The sequence below is a fragment of the Brucepastera parasyntrophica genome (assembly GCF_022376835.1).
In the GTDB taxonomy this organism is placed as follows: Bacteria; Spirochaetota; Spirochaetia; order Treponematales; family Treponemataceae; genus Brucepastera; species Brucepastera parasyntrophica.
In genome coordinates this window covers 2,821,272-2,835,664 of the sequence record NZ_CP084606.1, presented here as the reverse complement: position 1 = coordinate 2,835,664, position 14,393 = coordinate 2,821,272, and the positions used below count along the sequence as shown (strand labels likewise).

Genomic DNA, 14,393 nt, shown 5'->3' with positions numbered 1-14,393 from the left:
GCGCAGGAACCGGCCGCGGATAATTTATAAGAAGCCCCGGCTGTTTCCCCGGCATACTGAAAGCTCAGTATTCAAATGAAAGCGAAAGCAGTATATTCAGGAGCGGCCGGGTCCCGGGATCAATGCCGAGCTCTTTTCCGTACATCGCAAGATCAAGTTTGAAAATGGAAAAGTTAAGCCCTACCCCGGCGGCAAAATACATATCGCTGATACCGCATCTCAGGCTTATAACATCAAGAAGGATGAGTTCAGTACCCGCCGCCAGATTCAGTATGGGATTTTTGTAAAGGGGCTCGAGGAAAAACAGTATATCGCGGTAATCCAGCATAAAGGTCCATTTGGTTATGGTTGTCCAGTAGGTGGGCAGCGGCAGGGTAAAAACAACTCCCACGGTCAGATCAGGGGAAAGAGTGTCATATATAGTATCGGAATTACGGTTGCCGTCCAGAAATTCCTGTCCGGAGGCGTAGCGCGTTGAAAAGACAGGGGTATAAACGTCCCGGCAGACAATAGCCGCGTCAAACCAGTTGCTTAACCGGTACTGGATACCCAGATCAAGCCCGAACCCGGTTGAAAAGACAGCCGGAATGGAATCAAACATACTCCCAAAATCAAAATCAATGAATTTATTCAGAATATTGAGCGAAGTCCCGGATTCAATAAGGAAAAGCTGGAAAAAACCCTTCAGCTGAAGTCCGACTGAAAGAGAGTGAAAATCGGTTTCAAATACCTTGAGACCGTAACCTCCGACCAGCAGCAGTTCTTCTCCGGCATATGCGGTCACCCAGTTGAGCGAAGGAACATTGCCTACAACCACGGTCCTGTTAAAAATACCAAAACCGAAGTTCTTGTCCACTTTTCCGAAGGCAAGGGGCCTGTCATATCAAGTCCGAGATATATCCCGTTATTCTTTCTTGTCAGATCGAGAATGGAATTTGCCAGATCATCAGAATCCATCAGCGAGGCGAGATCAAACAGGGGACCCGATACATTTGCGGAGATACGCGCGATCGACCATTTCTCTGAAACATACGCGAAAGCGGCAGGATTTGTCAGAAGAGTATCGAAACCCGCCTCAAGCGCGGCATAGGGACCGCCGAAACCGGCCATCCGCGCCGAATTTACCTGGGGTTTTACCGGCGTAAAATCAAAACTCTGGGCAGGAAGGGCATGCATAAGGCACAGGACGGCCAGCATAATACCTATCCGTTTCAACAACGGGGCGCGGACGGTAATAATTGAATATAAGCTGTTCATTTTCCTGCAATCCTTTTTACAGAGCCGGTCAGGCTCTTTTAAAATTAACTCCAAAACAGAAGCTATACCCGATCCCGGATACGGCACACATGCCGTCCATTACAAATATCGGCAGTTTGCCTGTTTTTTTTATATCATATGCCGGACGTGTTCATTAAGGGTTTGGGGTATTGACTTTAGGCAGCAGTTCCATCAGGTCAAAACCGAGTCCCGTACCCATATCCGTTACTTCCTGGGCCCGGCTGTTTACGAGAACATCCGAAACAGCAATAACGTTTTCCACTCTTGCTTTCTGTTCCGGCGTAAGGGAATAATTATCGATTGTACTGGGATCAGCTACAATATCTTTTATGGTCTGTTCTCCTACCTCGGTGGCTACATCCGCCAGAACGACAACCGATGCAAATACGAGCGTATCAACCGGAACCGAATTCTGGACATCGGAATTTGCAAGGAGCGTATCAACCGCGCCTAAATCCACATTCGTATCAAAAACATTCAGAATGTCCGAAATGAGCTTGTCCGTATCTGAAGTGGATGAATCATAGCTTTTCAGAATATCAAGGGCTTTCCCGGTATCAACTGTCGCATCAGTGGCGGCGTTCAGAATCGTTGTTTTATCCTCGGTTGACAGGGAATTCAATTCCGCGGCTGTTTTCGTGCCGAGCGCATCCATTACTTCCCTTGCGACACTGGAATCTCCCCCATAGGGTCCCTTAATGATGCTTATCAAATCATCTACAGATGTTGACGATGAAATTCCGTAACCTGAGCGCGAAAGTCCGCTTGCCAGTGAAGTTGTAAACATATCCTGACAGGAGGCAAACGGAAAAAGAAGGATGCCGATAATGAGCGCCGCAGGCAATAAATTACGCATATAAACTCCTAAAAAGCTGACTGTTTTCAAACAATCTGTTTACAACAGCCAGCCCCAACCGCATACGGTTTTCAGTCAAGCCGTATAGCCAGTTCAAATGTAAGGTGGGGTACCGGACAGTCGCCGAGATATCTGCCGTATTCGGTTGTCCCGTAGGCGACTCCTATTTCAAATACCCCTATATCAAATCCGCCGCCAAAGGAAGGATATCCTCCGTCAAGGCCGGCCCAAAGCAGAACAATACTCTTGAAAAGGGCAACCTCACAGCCGACCTTTAATTCGCGCCAGAAGCCCGTTTCCTCGGCTATTATTCTGTTAATATTTGAAAGCTCCAGGGAAATTGTAGGCTTTATGATATTGGCCGCGGCCTTGAGATCAGGCTGCCATGCAGCGCCGAAATTAAGCCCCCAGTTCACATAATAATCGGTATCTCCCCCGAAATATTTTCCAAATATGTCATTCGCCGACATCGATACAACAAAACCGAGCGGAAGCTCCACTTTTGCCCCTATGTCCACGGGAAACGCAAAGTATTTGTTTTTTAAAATATCGGTAAAATATTTCATTACATCAGCATTATCTTCAAGAAGCAGCTTCTCAACCATTCTTGCGTCAATTGCGCCCCGGAGTTTCAGGGAAGGCCTGATATCGGCCCCGGCAGTCACTTTCATACCAAACGGAAGGGGAATCGACAACGCGTACCCGAACATAAGGGATATGGTGTTGTCAACATAACCCTCTACTCCCGCCGGGAAGGGATCGCCCTGCATATAAAGATCAAAACTGTTGAAAATACCTGCGCCGAAGCCCTTCCCGATCCAGGAAAAACCGCCGCCGGCATTCAGACCCACGCCGCTGCCGGTAACGACCTGTTTCAGGCTTGACAGAATATTCGATCCTCCGTCCGCATCAAACATGCTCTGGCCCGCGGAAAAGACGTCCCCGGGATTTCCAAGAACAGTCACAGCAAGATTAAAAAAGTTTATTTCAGTCTTTTCCGTGCGCAGTCCGGCCGGATTAATCCAGAAACTTTCATACCCGGTTGAGATGGCGTTATAGGCATTTCCCATTCCGATTGAACGGGGCGTATGTATACGGAACGGCTTTATTTCCACTTCTTCCGCAAATCCGAACGAAACTATACATGCTAAAATCAGGACAATGCCTGTAATTCTTTTTTTCATCTTCAGCCCCCTCAATTACCGGTGTTTTCAAACATATCGAGAATCGCATCCGACAGATTTTTCAGGTCCGCCAGGTTTGCCAGATTTTTCAGGACACCGGCCTTACCGTTCAGATCGGTAATCATATCGGCCAGATCGTCTGTGGTCTTCCCCGGAGGAAGGATTTCATTTACATCCGTATTCTGGGGGTCCTGAAGGAAGACTGAAAGCGCAGCGCCAGCGGCGGTTTTATTTCCGCTGTATAAATCAAGGATTGAGTCAAAAATAGCGGCGACTATATATACCTGTATGTCACCTCCGCCGAGAGTTCCCGAAGAAACCTCGCTGTACGCGTCGGCAATGGTGTGCATATTATCAAAAAAGTCCTCAAGGGCATCCTGGTTATCTTTTATAGAAGAAACAGGCTTGGTGAAACCGTCAATTACCTGGGACAGGATGTCATCGGCATTTCCGCTGCCGGTAGTAAGATTGTCAATAATGGCGTCGATTGAATTGATTGTATCATGAATAATCGGCTCCGTTTTTACCACAAATTCGGCGAGCAGGACGGCAGCCTCGCTTGCCAGTTCAGTATCGGAAGTGGGCGAAATGATAATATCCGTAAGGGAATCTTTTATCATTGTTTTTTCGGACCCGGTCAGTTCCGAATAAAATTTCGGGGAGCCTTTCTGCGCTTTCAGGCTTTCCACCAGATCGGCGTCCCGTTTTTCAGCGATTTTCGCTGTATCCGGTTTATCAAGGGATTCAAAAATACTGACAGGTTCACAGGAAATGCAGACAAATGCAATAAGAACTGTGATCAGAATCGGCACAAACTTGGAAATTAATCTCATAAAGGACCTCCCGGCACATGGCCCAAAGTATTCATAGTACAGACAGTTTTATTATACACTAGTTATACAAAATTTTCCAGTTTTGCCTTATGTAAACCGATAAGTTTTACATAAATTTCACTGCCCGGGACTGTTCCGGCGGGCAGTTCTTCGCCGGAATCAAGAAACAGCTGAAGATAATTCGCTGTCAGAACAGAAGGAGCTTCTCCGGCCGTATTCCGTTCGAGTATCGCCGGGAGGGCCCTTCCGGTCCAGTACCGGATATATTCTTCATAATTTCCTTCGGCAAGGGTTATTAATTCCGACACCCGTTCCCGGGCAATCCGTTCGGGAATACGGGGTTTCATGGTATAAGCTGAAGTCCCTGCCCTGGGAGAAAAGGAAAACGCATGAATACCCGCGAAACTGATGCCCTCGCAGAGAGAACGGGTTTTTTTAAAATCCTCCTCTGTTTCGCCCGGAAATCCGGCAATAATATCGCAGGAAAGGAAGGGGTTTTCCTTAACGGAACGGAGTTTTTCCGCCGCAATATATACAGTTTCCGGCGTATATGTCCGTCTCATGGCTTCCAGTATGCGGGAACTTCCCGATTGTACCGAAAGATGAAAAGACGGCCGGATTCTGCTGTCGGCGGCCACGGAAACAAGGCTGTCATCAATATGATCCGGGTACAGACTTGAAATCCGCACCGCGATATGATCTGTTTCCCTGAGGATCCGCTCAAGGAGACGGGCAAAATCCCCGTCGCGGGAACGGTACTGGGACAGATTAACGCCCGTCAGGACAACTTCATTCCATCCGGCTTCCTCGATTGATCTGATACGGCTGATGACTTCATCAGCCTCAAGGGAGACCGCCCTGCCCCTGGCCAGCCGGACCCGGCAATACGAACAGTTATTATTGCATCCGTCCTGGATTTTGACCGAAGCCCGGGAGTGAAAAAGGAAATTACTGGTTGAAAGAACAAAAGATTGTTCCCCCGGAATACCGGCTGCGTCCGTTTCCGGGAAGGTTCCTGAACAGAAGTTTTTCAGTATGTCCTGAACGGACTGTCCCGGACAGGATTCCATTGATGCCAGCAGGAAAGAAGGGAGTTTTGCCAGATATCCCTTTTTTGAGCCGGGATATACACATATCCGGGGATCGATTGCAGCAATGCTGAGGGCATCCAGTTCCGCGTAACAGCCGGTCACCAGGATTACCGACTCGGGATAGTTCCGGAGCAGCAGTCTGATGAGCCGCCGGGCCTTTTGTTCGGCCTTTCCGGTGACGGTACAGGTATTTACAATGCAGAGTTCCGGCGAAGCGGACGGGGAAATCAGGATACCGCCTGATAAGGAAACAGGTTTTTCAGATATATCAGGTTCCGCGGAAGTTCCCGTTCTGATTGTAAAACCGGCAGATAAAAAAGCCTGCGCCAGAGATTCGGTTTCAATCTGGTTCAGTCTGCACCCGAGTGTTTCAAAGTAAACAGGAAACATTACCGCAGCAAACCTGTCACCCGGTCGCGCCCTCGGATAGCATCCTGAAGATTGCTGTTCAGGGCAAGGGCCCTGTTATAGGCTTCGAGGGCATACCGGTATTCTTTTGCCATCTCCCGGGAATAGGCAAGTCTGACCCACCACGCGGCGTTCAGGCTTTCCAGCTGCAGGGCTGCCGAAAATGACATATCGGCATGGCGGTATTTGGCCTGCCGCAGGTAAATTTCACCCATAAAATAATAAGCCTGGGCTATTCTGGAACCGTTCGGGGCGTATGAAATATAATCCTGAAACAGGCGGAGAGACTGGTCATTATATCCGAGGAAGTATTTTGCTTCAGCCTGAATTTCGATCAGTCTTGGATCATACCGCGAGATATTCCGGCCTCTTTCACTCCAGGCATCGGCTTCCTCATACCGGTCGGCCCGGACAAGAGACCAGCACAGTACTACATAACTTTCAACATTCCGGTCGTTTTCGGAAATTTCACTCAGGCAGACTTCAATTGCTTCGGTATATTTTCCCTCGCGGTATAAAACAAGCGCGTCCCGCCTGGTCTGGGAAAAAACCGGAAGAGCGGATACAATAATACATATAAAAGCAATACAGATTTTTTTATAGCGCATACATAAACCTGCCTGTGAACTACCTGTTCATAGTACAGACACCGGAAAAAAAACAGCCGGTATCAAGTACAACCTCCGGGGCTGTTACATCACCGGTAAGCTTTCCCGAACTGAAGACATGGACTACTCTCGAAGCATTGACATTTCCCATAACCGTACCCTTTATAACCACACGGTCTGCCCTGATATCGGCCCGGACAACAGCGTCCGTATCAACCATCAGATCACTTGTTGCTTCTATTCTTCCTGAAACACGGCCTTTTATCATTAAGGGTTCCGCAAACTCTATCATTCCGTCAAAATCAATGTCGGCAGCGAGAACCGTATCATAGTCTTCTTCATCCAGATCGAGCAAATCATTGTCTCTATTATCTACCATAAAAATACTTTACCCGCGACAAGTACCTTCGGTCAAGACATAAACAAGCAGAAAATACGGACGGCGGCGCTTTGTCCGGGGACCTTTACGGATAACCGGACAGGGAAAACCGGCTGTCGGCCGCTGAAGAATGGCGCTGCGGGGGAAATATGGAATCAAAAAGACTGTATCTTATAGAAGAGAAACCGGGGATATTTCCTTTCATCAGGAAATATATAGTCAAATAATTTAAATTATTTGACTATTACCGATTCTGAGTGTTTCTGATATCAAGAACCAGCAAATTCTTTATAGCAGAAACGTAACTTAAAGATATATAAAATGTATCCGCGGGGAACAATTTCCGGGGAGAAAGAATAATGATTGCTTTCGTTCCGATTATGCTTTATATTTAATAGAATAAGTAAAGGAGGCGGAACCCATGCTTAAGGCAATGGATTTATTTGAAGCATACACACAAAACAAACTCCCGATGGATGAAGGATATATTGTCACTTCTTTTTTCAGGGAGGATTCATCCTACAGTATATATGAGATTGTTTCTTATTCTGCCGTAAAGGATATTTTCTCTTCGGGGGACAGCATCACCTTCCAGACCAACGGAAAAAAAATATATATTCTGGTTGAGCCGCCTTCATATCCCCAGAAGGCAATGGAGCCCTATTGCCGTCCGAGGGAATTCATGGTTCCCTTCCGTTTCAGTGAAACAAACAGTATTGTTGCAAAAAACCAGAGCAGAATTTTCTATAACAAGGAACCCCAGCAGGCGATTACCGCTTTTACGGTACTGCGGCCGGAAGGGGTAAATTTCGCCTTCCTGTTCTTTACCCGCGACGACGTATTCCAGTCAATGGAGCTTTTTTCTCAAAAACACTGAACCAGGAAGCGGGGGTCAATCAGGCCGATGCGGTAAAAGCGGCCAAGCAAATTGCCGATCTCTGTTCAAAAACACTGACCTGGCCCAAAGACAACGAAGAGGAATAAGTTTTTTTGTTCCCTGCAAAAAGCCCCGGAATTTTATGGCCGGGGCTTTTTTATTCGGGGCGAGGGTTTAATCAGCCTGCGGCTCTGCGGCGGTGTATTTTATTGGAAACTGCCCGGCCTATTCTCCCAGGAGCTGTTTCAGTTCCCTGATTTCCGCGGCAAGTTTTGACCGTTCAAGTTTCTGGTATTTTGCGGGGACCATTTCCCGGCTCGTACATTCGAGGACAGCGACCAGATTCTGGAGCTCGATTTCATAGGGATAGGAAGGCGGAATAAAATCATGGATGGTTTCTTCCATATCGGCGCGTGTAATCATGGCCCGGTTGTCCATTGTGGCATTCATTTTTGCCCTTACAAGAATAGCTTCAATATCCGCCCCTGATATGTCGAATTTAATACTTTTGAACAGATCCGCAACCGGAAAATCCTTTATCTTTATCTCCAGTTTGCGCTGAAGGGTCCGGAACAGCTCAACGCGGGCTTCCAGCGTTTCCGGATAGAAGAGAGCGAGATGCTCCTCCGCCCGGCCCTGGCGTTTAAGGTCGATCGGGATCAGATCGGGACGGCAGGTTATTAAAAACCATATTATTTTTCCCCGGTATTCGGTATTTCCCATAAAATTGGCTATCTGGGCAAAAACGCGGTTCGAAGTGCCGGAATCACCCACACTGTCCCGGTCGCCCAGAATGGCGTCAGCTTCGTCTACCATAACGGCAACGGGAGACATTGCTTTCAGGATGTTGAGGACTTTTTCAAGGTTCGATTCGGTGGCGCCCTGCCATTTTGAACGGAAATTCCGCAGTTTTACCATGGGCACGCCTATTTCACCGGCAAAAGCGGAAACCATAAAGGTCTTTCCCGTACCGACTGGGCCTGAAATCAGATATCCCATGGGAAGCACATCGGTCTGCCCAAGCTTGAGCGCGCGGGCCGCCTTTTGAAAACGGTGTTTTACAAATTCATGCCCCGCTACATACGAAAGATCATGTCCGGTATCAATGAATTCGAGCAGGCCGGCAGCCTCATTTTCAATGATACTGCGTTTCCGGTTTCTGAGATATTCCAGGGTAATAGGCCGGTCTTCCTGATAGGACTCGGAAACGAGCTGGTTCAGGTTCAGAAGATTCAACCCGGAAGTCAGGATACCGACCCGTTCAGGATTCAGGCCCCGTTCCAGCAAAAGCTGGTCCTGCTGGTTAAGGAATTCCAGAAACTGGGTCCGCACCGCTGTGTCCGGAAAGGGAACGGAAATCTTTACGGTTGAAGGCGCGCTCGAGAGCCGGGGATTTATATCGGTCAGGTTTTCGGTAAGCATGATAATGGACACATCGCCGGTTGTAAACTGGGGTTCATGGGACCAGCGGTTCAGACAGACCAGGGAATAGCGGTCAATCTCATCCAGATTACTGATTTCATCGGCCGGAATAATAGTTTCGGCATAATCAATGATAAGAACGATCCGGCAGTCATCATTCTGCCTGATATTATATACAAAATAGCGTTCAAGATAATCGAAGGCCTTCACCGGATCCCGGGAAAGAAAGTCTTCAGGCGGAACGGAAGGATATCGGGAGGTCATGGTTTTCAGATAGTCGCTCTGCATTTTTGATGTACAGAAGGTAACCCCGCCTGACTTATCATAATACACGATAATATCACGGTTGCCGAACAGGACTTCCGAAATATAATCCTGGATTTTGACAAACATGAATTTGCCTTCTTCCATCTGGTGCGGCAGGAAATCACGGATATTTCCGTGGACAAAATACAGATTCGCGGTTTTTGAACAATATTTTACGGACAGTTCCTGGGCCCAGCCGGTCAGGATATTGATATAGTCAAGATTTTTTTAATGAGCTGCTGATTGTACTGCATACTCCCCTCCACCTTCTGTATTTTATCATAGAAAAGAAAATGACAACAGATGTTTTACGTGTTATAGTAAAAAAGGAAATATTGCCCGATTTATATATGCGCGTTTTGTAAAAACTGACAGCGGAACGAAGTTTTGGCGTTGTCAAACAGGTCTATTGCATATATATTTTTCAGGTACTGATTTATCATACCTGAATATACACCTTTAATGTAAGTTTCTGATATAAAAAATCAGCTAATTCTTTTTATCAGAAACACTTATAATCGGAAAGAGTCAAATAATGCGAGATTATTTGACTGTAATTCTCAAAGTTAGCAGGGGTAAAAAAATGAATATGCTGGTCTTTTTCTGCATTGCGGCAGCAATTACGGTCCCGGTTTTTACATTAATGACAAGATTTTTTTCAAACGGTCTCTTATCGGGGCTATTCTGGTCCCGTTTATGCTGCTGATAATCATTATTTTTATTTTCGGCATTATTCTGGGCATGACAGGCAATTTGAGGGATATATTCTGGGTTTTCCCGCTTGCCATTATTGCCTGCCTGGGTTTTCTGTATGTTATTATAAAAAGAATCAGCGACCCGGTTAAAAAAGCCTCCGCGGTGGCAAATGATCTTGCGAACGGCGACGGAGATTTAACCATAAAACTTGCCGGCAACAACAAGAATGAAATAGGGGACCTCGGAACAAGGCTTAATACCTTTACGGATTCCCTTTCACGGATAGTCACCGAAATACGGAACGGAGTTTATGAGAGCAAATCGAACAGCGAAGAAGCCCAGGGGGCCGTGAATACGGCGCTGGAATCGGTTTCCGAAATCAGTGAACTTATTGAATCGATCAAGGAATCCATAATCGGCCAGTCAGGCAGCTTTATTTCGGTTTCTTCTACTATAGAAGAGATGGTCCTGATAACAAAGGAACAGGATGAAAAAATCGGCGTCCAGTCGGTTAATGTAAGCGAAAGTTCTTCGGCAATAGAGGAAATGATGGCAAACATTAATTCCATAGCCGGAAATCTCCAGAAGAGTGAAAATGAATTCAACAGACTGAATACAGAAGTCGAACATGGACGCGTTAAGGTCCAGAGCCTGAAAGACGCTGTTGTCATGCTGAACAATCAGTCCGACAGTGTTTTCGAGGCAAACAAAATAATACGGAATATAGCGAACCAGACTAACCTGCTGGCAATGAACGCCGCGATCGAGGCCGCCCACGCGGGGAGGCGGGAACAGGCTTCGCGGTTGTTGCCGATGAAATAAGATCTCTCGCCGAAGTTTCAAACAGCCAGTCAAAAATAATCAGCGATAACCTTAAAAAACTCAAACAGTCGATAGATTTCGCAGTCAAAAATACCGATGAAACAGGGCTATCCTTTGATACAATCTATTCATCCGTGGATGTTGTTACCAGCGTTGAACGGGAAATAAAATCCGCAATTGATGAACAGTCGGCCGGGAGTACCCAAATTCTGGATGCCCTGGGAAATATCCGCCGGATTACCGAGGAAATTCATGAGGGGTCCGGAAAAATGACCCGGGGAAGCTCCGCGATTACAGGCGAAATGAACAAACTGCTGAATATAACGGAACATATAAAATCCTCCTCCGTAGATATAGACCGCAGGGCAAAGGATATCGAAGGTATGGTATACACATCCTCAAAGAAGATTGATGAAAGTCTTACCCATATTGCCGGCGTTGAATCCCAGGTTGCTGTTTTCAAAACGGTTTAGGACTGGTTCCGCAAAATAAAACCTGGCGGCCGGAACGCTGAGGCTTGTTTTTTGTCAGGTTTTAGGCTATTTTATAATAACATGCGGATGGAAAATCCGCGCAATGTTCAGAAATTTCAATATTAAGTCTAGAGGAGTATTGTATGGCTTACATAATTTCAGACGATTGTACAAACTGCGGCGCCTGTGAAGGCGAATGCCCGGTAGAAGCAATCAGCGAACAGGCTGACAAGCGTGTTATTGACGCTGACACCTGTATCTCCTGCGGCGCCTGCGCAGCTGTTTGCCCGGTAGAAGCAATCTCCGAGGAATAAAATACCTCGCCGCAGAGCGGCAAGGTATTTTGTTCTCCCGTGGCATTGGTCTCAGGCCTAATACCATGGAACCTATAAAAACTAACGTTTGTATAGGTTTTTATAAAAACCGCCGCGGCGGGGTATTAAACCCTCGCCACGAATAAACTATGTTCCGGACGCGAATAATATCGTTCCGGAAAGGACTGTCCCGGGAATATACCGGGGCATCCCGCTGAAATATCCGTAACTATTCCCGCGAAGGAAAGATTTTGATAAAAAAATCATTAAAGGTTATATAACTGTTTTCACAAATATTATTCGTGTTCTGTGTCTGATGGCCGTTTGTATTGTACTGGGATTTTTAATTGTATATCCGTTATGGTACATAGCAGACTCAAATCCTTCCTTGTATACCATTATTTTTTCCGTTATTTTTATTCTCCTGCTGCTGATTATCTTCGGATACAGAATCAGATCATCCTATAGAAAAACCCGAGAAAACTCCTGTTTTCCGTACTCCGCAAAGTGACAATTGCGGCCGGCCTGTGTGCTGCGGTTATACAGGTCCTTAACTGGAACCGGATCGGCGCAGGAATAACAGTCCTTTTAACCCTCGCCGTATACGGATTTCTCGCCTTCGGACTTTCTCCCGAAAGGCAGCCAAAACCCGATACAAAATGAAGCCGGCAAGGGCCTGCCTTCTTTTCATATTCCTGAATATCCTGGCTGTTCTTTTTCTGACAGGACAGAGTTATCCGCAAAGCCTGTACCCGCTTATTCCGTCCCTTTCTTCCACTGATCCTGTTTTCCGGCAGTATTCCGAAGATGTGCTTGAGGGACGCAAAGCCCTTGCTCTGGGCGGAAAAGGTTCTTATCCCGTCAATTTATATGCGTACAGAGTAAGGGAAAACGATACGCTGCTGGCCATTGCTGCCCGCTGCGCCATTCCGTATGATGCTATTGCTACGCTGAACCGCATTTCCTCAATGACGGAAAAAATTACCGGAAGGATCCTGGTTTTGCCTACCCTGCCCGGACTGTATTTGCCGGAGGAAGCCGATTCCTCCATTGAAACCCTGCTTTTTTCTTCTTTTGACCTTGAAGCTGACCGGGCCGTTTCTTTTACATTAAGGGAACGGCGGCAGGATGGAACCGTTTCGGCAAGGACAGTCCACTGTATTCCCGGCGCGGTGTTCAATGGAACAGTCAGAAATTTCTTTCTGGTACCCTATTTCCGGTTTCCGCTTCCGGAAGGCCGGTATACTTCAGCCTTTGGTATGCGGAAAAGCCCTATTACCGGCCAAAATATCTTTCACAAAGGCATTGATATAGCGGCTCCTGAGGGAACCACGGTATATGCCTGCGCAGACGGAATAGTCAGGATTTCAGACTCAAACCCGGTATACGGAAATTATATTATTCTCACGCATTCGGAAGGGCGGGAAAGCCTTTACGGACACCTGCAGACAAAAAAATCGAGTTGCATCAAAAAGTGAAATCCGGTAATATTATAGGTACGGTCGGGTCAACCGGTCTTTCAACCGGGCCGCATTTACATTTTGAAATACATGAAAATGGCGCGCCCATAGATCCTGAAGGCTATTTTCGCGGGAAATTAACGGAATGAAAAAAATACAGAGTTTCAGTATTATATTTTTCCTTTTTTTACTGCCGTTTTCAGTATGCGCAGAGTCTTTTCGCGTCAGATCAGTAACGACTCTTGTCCTTGACACTGAAAAATCCGAAGGGAAAACCGTAAATATAGGCTATAATGACGCGGTCGCCGTTTTTTTTCCGGAAAATATTATTTTCCTGAAGGGTGTTGAAATTGAAGTGAAAATCCCTGCGGAAATTCTGGAATACCGGAACAGCATAGCTTACGGGCTGTATCACCGGATTAAACCGGCGCCTGTAAAGAATGTCATAGATTATCAGGCTGACCGGATTGAACTGGCTCCGCTTCCTTCCCGTCTTACGCTCATTCTGCAGGTGCCGCTGATAGAAAAACACAATCTTAAAAGCGGTCCTTACGGCACAGTGATATCCTACATGCATAATCCGGCCTCAGGCCCCCTGCTCTTCCGGCTGCTTCCTGTCATGAAGGGATTGCCGGACGATATAGAAAACGTGGTGTTTTCAGTTAAAATAAAGCCTCTTTTTATCAATGAAGGCGGGTTTATTCTTACGCTCACCTATCCGGACGAAGAACAGTATCCGGTCAGCGTGCGCCTTGATGAAACGCTCCTGCAGGAACCGCATTCGCTGCAGCTTCTTTCTCCGGGAAACCATTATCTTTCCGTAGTCTCGGAAGAATACCGGAATGAGGTCCGGCAGTTTACGGTTGAGTCAGCGCGGACGACCGAACTTGAGGTACAGCTGCAGGACACTACCCCGCATCTTTTTCTGATTGCCCCTGAAAACGCGGATATTTACCTTGACAATGAGCTTCTGGAAAATCCTCGGGAAGAAAGGGCCATTGACCCCGGTGAACATGTTATTCTGTTCAGACTGGGTGATTATGAGCTTGTCCGGCAGATTACGATTGAAAAAGGACGCGACTATACCGTTTCAATGACAATTGATATCCAGGTATCGGAAACTCCATAACCGGTCCTTGCAGTCTGTTTCCGGAAATCCGCCATAATAAAATCAAAAAACAGTTTCTCCGCTCTGTCCGGAAAGCCCGATTTTATGAAAAAGGTCCCTACTTTTTCATTTTTCCGCTCAAGGAATAGGAAAACTCACCGAAAATATAATATCGGGCAGTCAGTTCCCCTCCCACCCACTGGCTGTCCGAGCCTGATAGGCGGGCCGGTAGTTTCTACCGGCTCTTTTTTTTGTATTTGCGTATACCCTGAGCTTCT

15 protein-coding genes and 1 pseudogene are annotated in these 14,393 nt (G+C 46.8%); 7 read left to right on the top strand and 9 right to left on the bottom strand.

From position 1 onward, the window contains the following. Nucleotides 1-64 precede the first annotated feature (64 nt). From K7I13_RS13635 to K7I13_RS13600, 8 genes are all read right to left on the bottom strand, one after another. Complete coding sequence (locus K7I13_RS13635) at nt 65-856, bottom strand: hypothetical protein (protein WP_255946562.1); 792 nt, start codon at nt 854-856, stop codon at nt 65-67. Continuing rightward, entirely contained in the window at nt 808-1,257 is a 450-nt protein-coding gene (locus tag K7I13_RS13630) for a hypothetical protein (protein WP_255946561.1), read from the bottom strand. Before K7I13_RS13630 ends, K7I13_RS13635 begins: the two co-directional genes overlap by 49 nt. Nucleotides 1,258-1,411: 154 nt before the next feature. Then, nucleotides 1,412-2,134 (bottom strand): hypothetical protein, encoded by a 723-nt coding sequence (locus K7I13_RS13625; RefSeq protein WP_255946560.1) that lies wholly within the window; start codon nt 2,132-2,134, stop codon nt 1,412-1,414. A 71-nt stretch (nt 2,135-2,205) separates the two neighbouring features. After that, the gene (locus tag K7I13_RS13620; protein ID WP_255946558.1) at nt 2,206-3,318 is read right to left on the bottom strand and encodes a hypothetical protein; all 1,113 of its coding nucleotides are present in this window, start codon (nt 3,316-3,318) and stop codon (nt 2,206-2,208) included. Nucleotides 3,319-3,329: 11 nt separating this feature from the next. Next, nucleotides 3,330-4,151, bottom strand: coding sequence for a hypothetical protein (locus tag K7I13_RS13615; RefSeq protein ID WP_255946556.1), 822 nt, complete (start codon nt 4,149-4,151; stop codon nt 3,330-3,332). A gap of 62 nt (nt 4,152-4,213) precedes the next feature. Further along, complete coding sequence (mtaB, locus tag K7I13_RS13610) at nt 4,214-5,632, bottom strand: tRNA (N(6)-L-threonylcarbamoyladenosine(37)-C(2))-methylthiotransferase MtaB (protein WP_255946554.1); 1,419 nt, start codon at nt 5,630-5,632, stop codon at nt 4,214-4,216. After that, nucleotides 5,632-6,258 (bottom strand): tetratricopeptide repeat protein, encoded by a 627-nt coding sequence (locus tag K7I13_RS13605; RefSeq protein ID WP_255946552.1) that lies wholly within the window; start codon nt 6,256-6,258, stop codon nt 5,632-5,634. The genes mtaB and K7I13_RS13605 overlap by 1 nt, the downstream gene beginning before the upstream one ends. A gap of 19 nt (nt 6,259-6,277) precedes the next feature. After that, nucleotides 6,278-6,637 carry a bactofilin family protein gene (locus tag K7I13_RS13600; protein WP_255946550.1) on the bottom strand — a complete coding sequence of 120 codons (360 nt, stop codon included), beginning with the start codon at nt 6,635-6,637 and terminating at the stop codon, nt 6,278-6,280. Nucleotides 6,638-7,058: 421 nt separating this feature from the next. On the opposite strand from K7I13_RS13600, the gene K7I13_RS13595 reads away from it, so the two are divergent. Continuing rightward, the gene (locus K7I13_RS13595; protein ID WP_255946548.1) at nt 7,059-7,514 is read left to right on the top strand and encodes a hypothetical protein; all 456 of its coding nucleotides are present in this window, start codon (nt 7,059-7,061) and stop codon (nt 7,512-7,514) included. Nucleotides 7,515-7,739: 225 nt separating this feature from the next. Here the strand turns inward: K7I13_RS13595 and K7I13_RS13590 are convergent, their stop codons facing one another. Beyond that, nucleotides 7,740-9,446 carry an ATP-binding protein gene (locus K7I13_RS13590; RefSeq protein ID WP_500789622.1) on the bottom strand — a complete coding sequence of 569 codons (1,707 nt, stop codon included), beginning with the start codon at nt 9,444-9,446 and terminating at the stop codon, nt 7,740-7,742. Between the two features lie 492 nt (nt 9,447-9,938). On the opposite strand from K7I13_RS13590, the pseudogene K7I13_RS15770 reads away from it, so the two are divergent. From K7I13_RS15770 to K7I13_RS13560, 6 genes and pseudogenes are all read left to right on the top strand, one after another. Then, nucleotides 9,939-11,233, top strand: a pseudogene (locus K7I13_RS15770) (methyl-accepting chemotaxis protein). Between the two features lie 143 nt (nt 11,234-11,376). Next, on the top strand, nt 11,377-11,547 hold the full coding sequence (gene fdxA / locus K7I13_RS13575) for a 4Fe-4S ferredoxin (protein WP_255946542.1): 171 nt from the start codon (nt 11,377-11,379) through the stop codon (nt 11,545-11,547). 507 nt (nt 11,548-12,054) lie between these two features. Then, complete coding sequence (locus K7I13_RS13570; RefSeq protein ID WP_255946540.1) at nt 12,055-12,210, top strand: hypothetical protein; 156 nt, start codon at nt 12,055-12,057, stop codon at nt 12,208-12,210. After that, a complete protein-coding gene (locus K7I13_RS15765; RefSeq protein ID WP_369413680.1) occupies nt 12,207-13,025 on the top strand; it encodes a LysM peptidoglycan-binding domain-containing M23 family metallopeptidase in 819 nt (272 codons plus the stop codon). Before K7I13_RS13570 ends, K7I13_RS15765 begins: the two co-directional genes overlap by 4 nt. Further along, complete coding sequence (locus tag K7I13_RS15760; protein ID WP_369413679.1) at nt 13,022-13,156, top strand: M23 family metallopeptidase; 135 nt, start codon at nt 13,022-13,024, stop codon at nt 13,154-13,156. Before K7I13_RS15765 ends, K7I13_RS15760 begins: the two co-directional genes overlap by 4 nt. After that, nucleotides 13,153-14,136, top strand: a complete 984-nt coding sequence (locus tag K7I13_RS13560) for a PEGA domain-containing protein (protein ID WP_255946538.1) — start codon at nt 13,153-13,155, stop codon at nt 14,134-14,136. The genes K7I13_RS15760 and K7I13_RS13560 overlap by 4 nt, the downstream gene beginning before the upstream one ends. The last annotated feature ends 257 nt before the right edge of the window (nt 14,137-14,393 follow it).

Coding starts and splice junctions, on each gene's coding strand:
- K7I13_RS13630 (WP_255946561.1), bottom strand. CDS start 1,257: ATGAACAGCTTATATTCAATTATTACCGTCCGCGCCCCGTTGTTGAAA.
- K7I13_RS13625 (WP_255946560.1), bottom strand. CDS start 2,134: ATGCGTAATTTATTGCCTGCGGCGCTCATTATCGGCATCCTTCTTTTT.
- K7I13_RS13620 (WP_255946558.1), bottom strand. CDS start 3,318: ATGAAAAAAAGAATTACAGGCATTGTCCTGATTTTAGCATGTATAGTT.
- K7I13_RS13615 (WP_255946556.1), bottom strand. CDS start 4,151: ATGAGATTAATTTCCAAGTTTGTGCCGATTCTGATCACAGTTCTTATT.
- mtaB (WP_255946554.1), bottom strand. CDS start 5,632: ATGTTTCCTGTTTACTTTGAAACACTCGGGTGCAGACTGAACCAGATT.
- K7I13_RS13605 (WP_255946552.1), bottom strand. CDS start 6,258: ATGCGCTATAAAAAAATCTGTATTGCTTTTATATGTATTATTGTATCC.
- K7I13_RS13600 (WP_255946550.1), bottom strand. CDS start 6,637: ATGGTAGATAATAGAGACAATGATTTGCTCGATCTGGATGAAGAAGAC.
- K7I13_RS13595 (WP_255946548.1), top strand. CDS start 7,059: ATGCTTAAGGCAATGGATTTATTTGAAGCATACACACAAAACAAACTC.
- fdxA (WP_255946542.1), top strand. CDS start 11,377: ATGGCTTACATAATTTCAGACGATTGTACAAACTGCGGCGCCTGTGAA.
- K7I13_RS15765 (WP_369413680.1), top strand. CDS start 12,207: ATGAAGCCGGCAAGGGCCTGCCTTCTTTTCATATTCCTGAATATCCTG.
- K7I13_RS13560 (WP_255946538.1), top strand. CDS start 13,153: ATGAAAAAAATACAGAGTTTCAGTATTATATTTTTCCTTTTTTTACTG.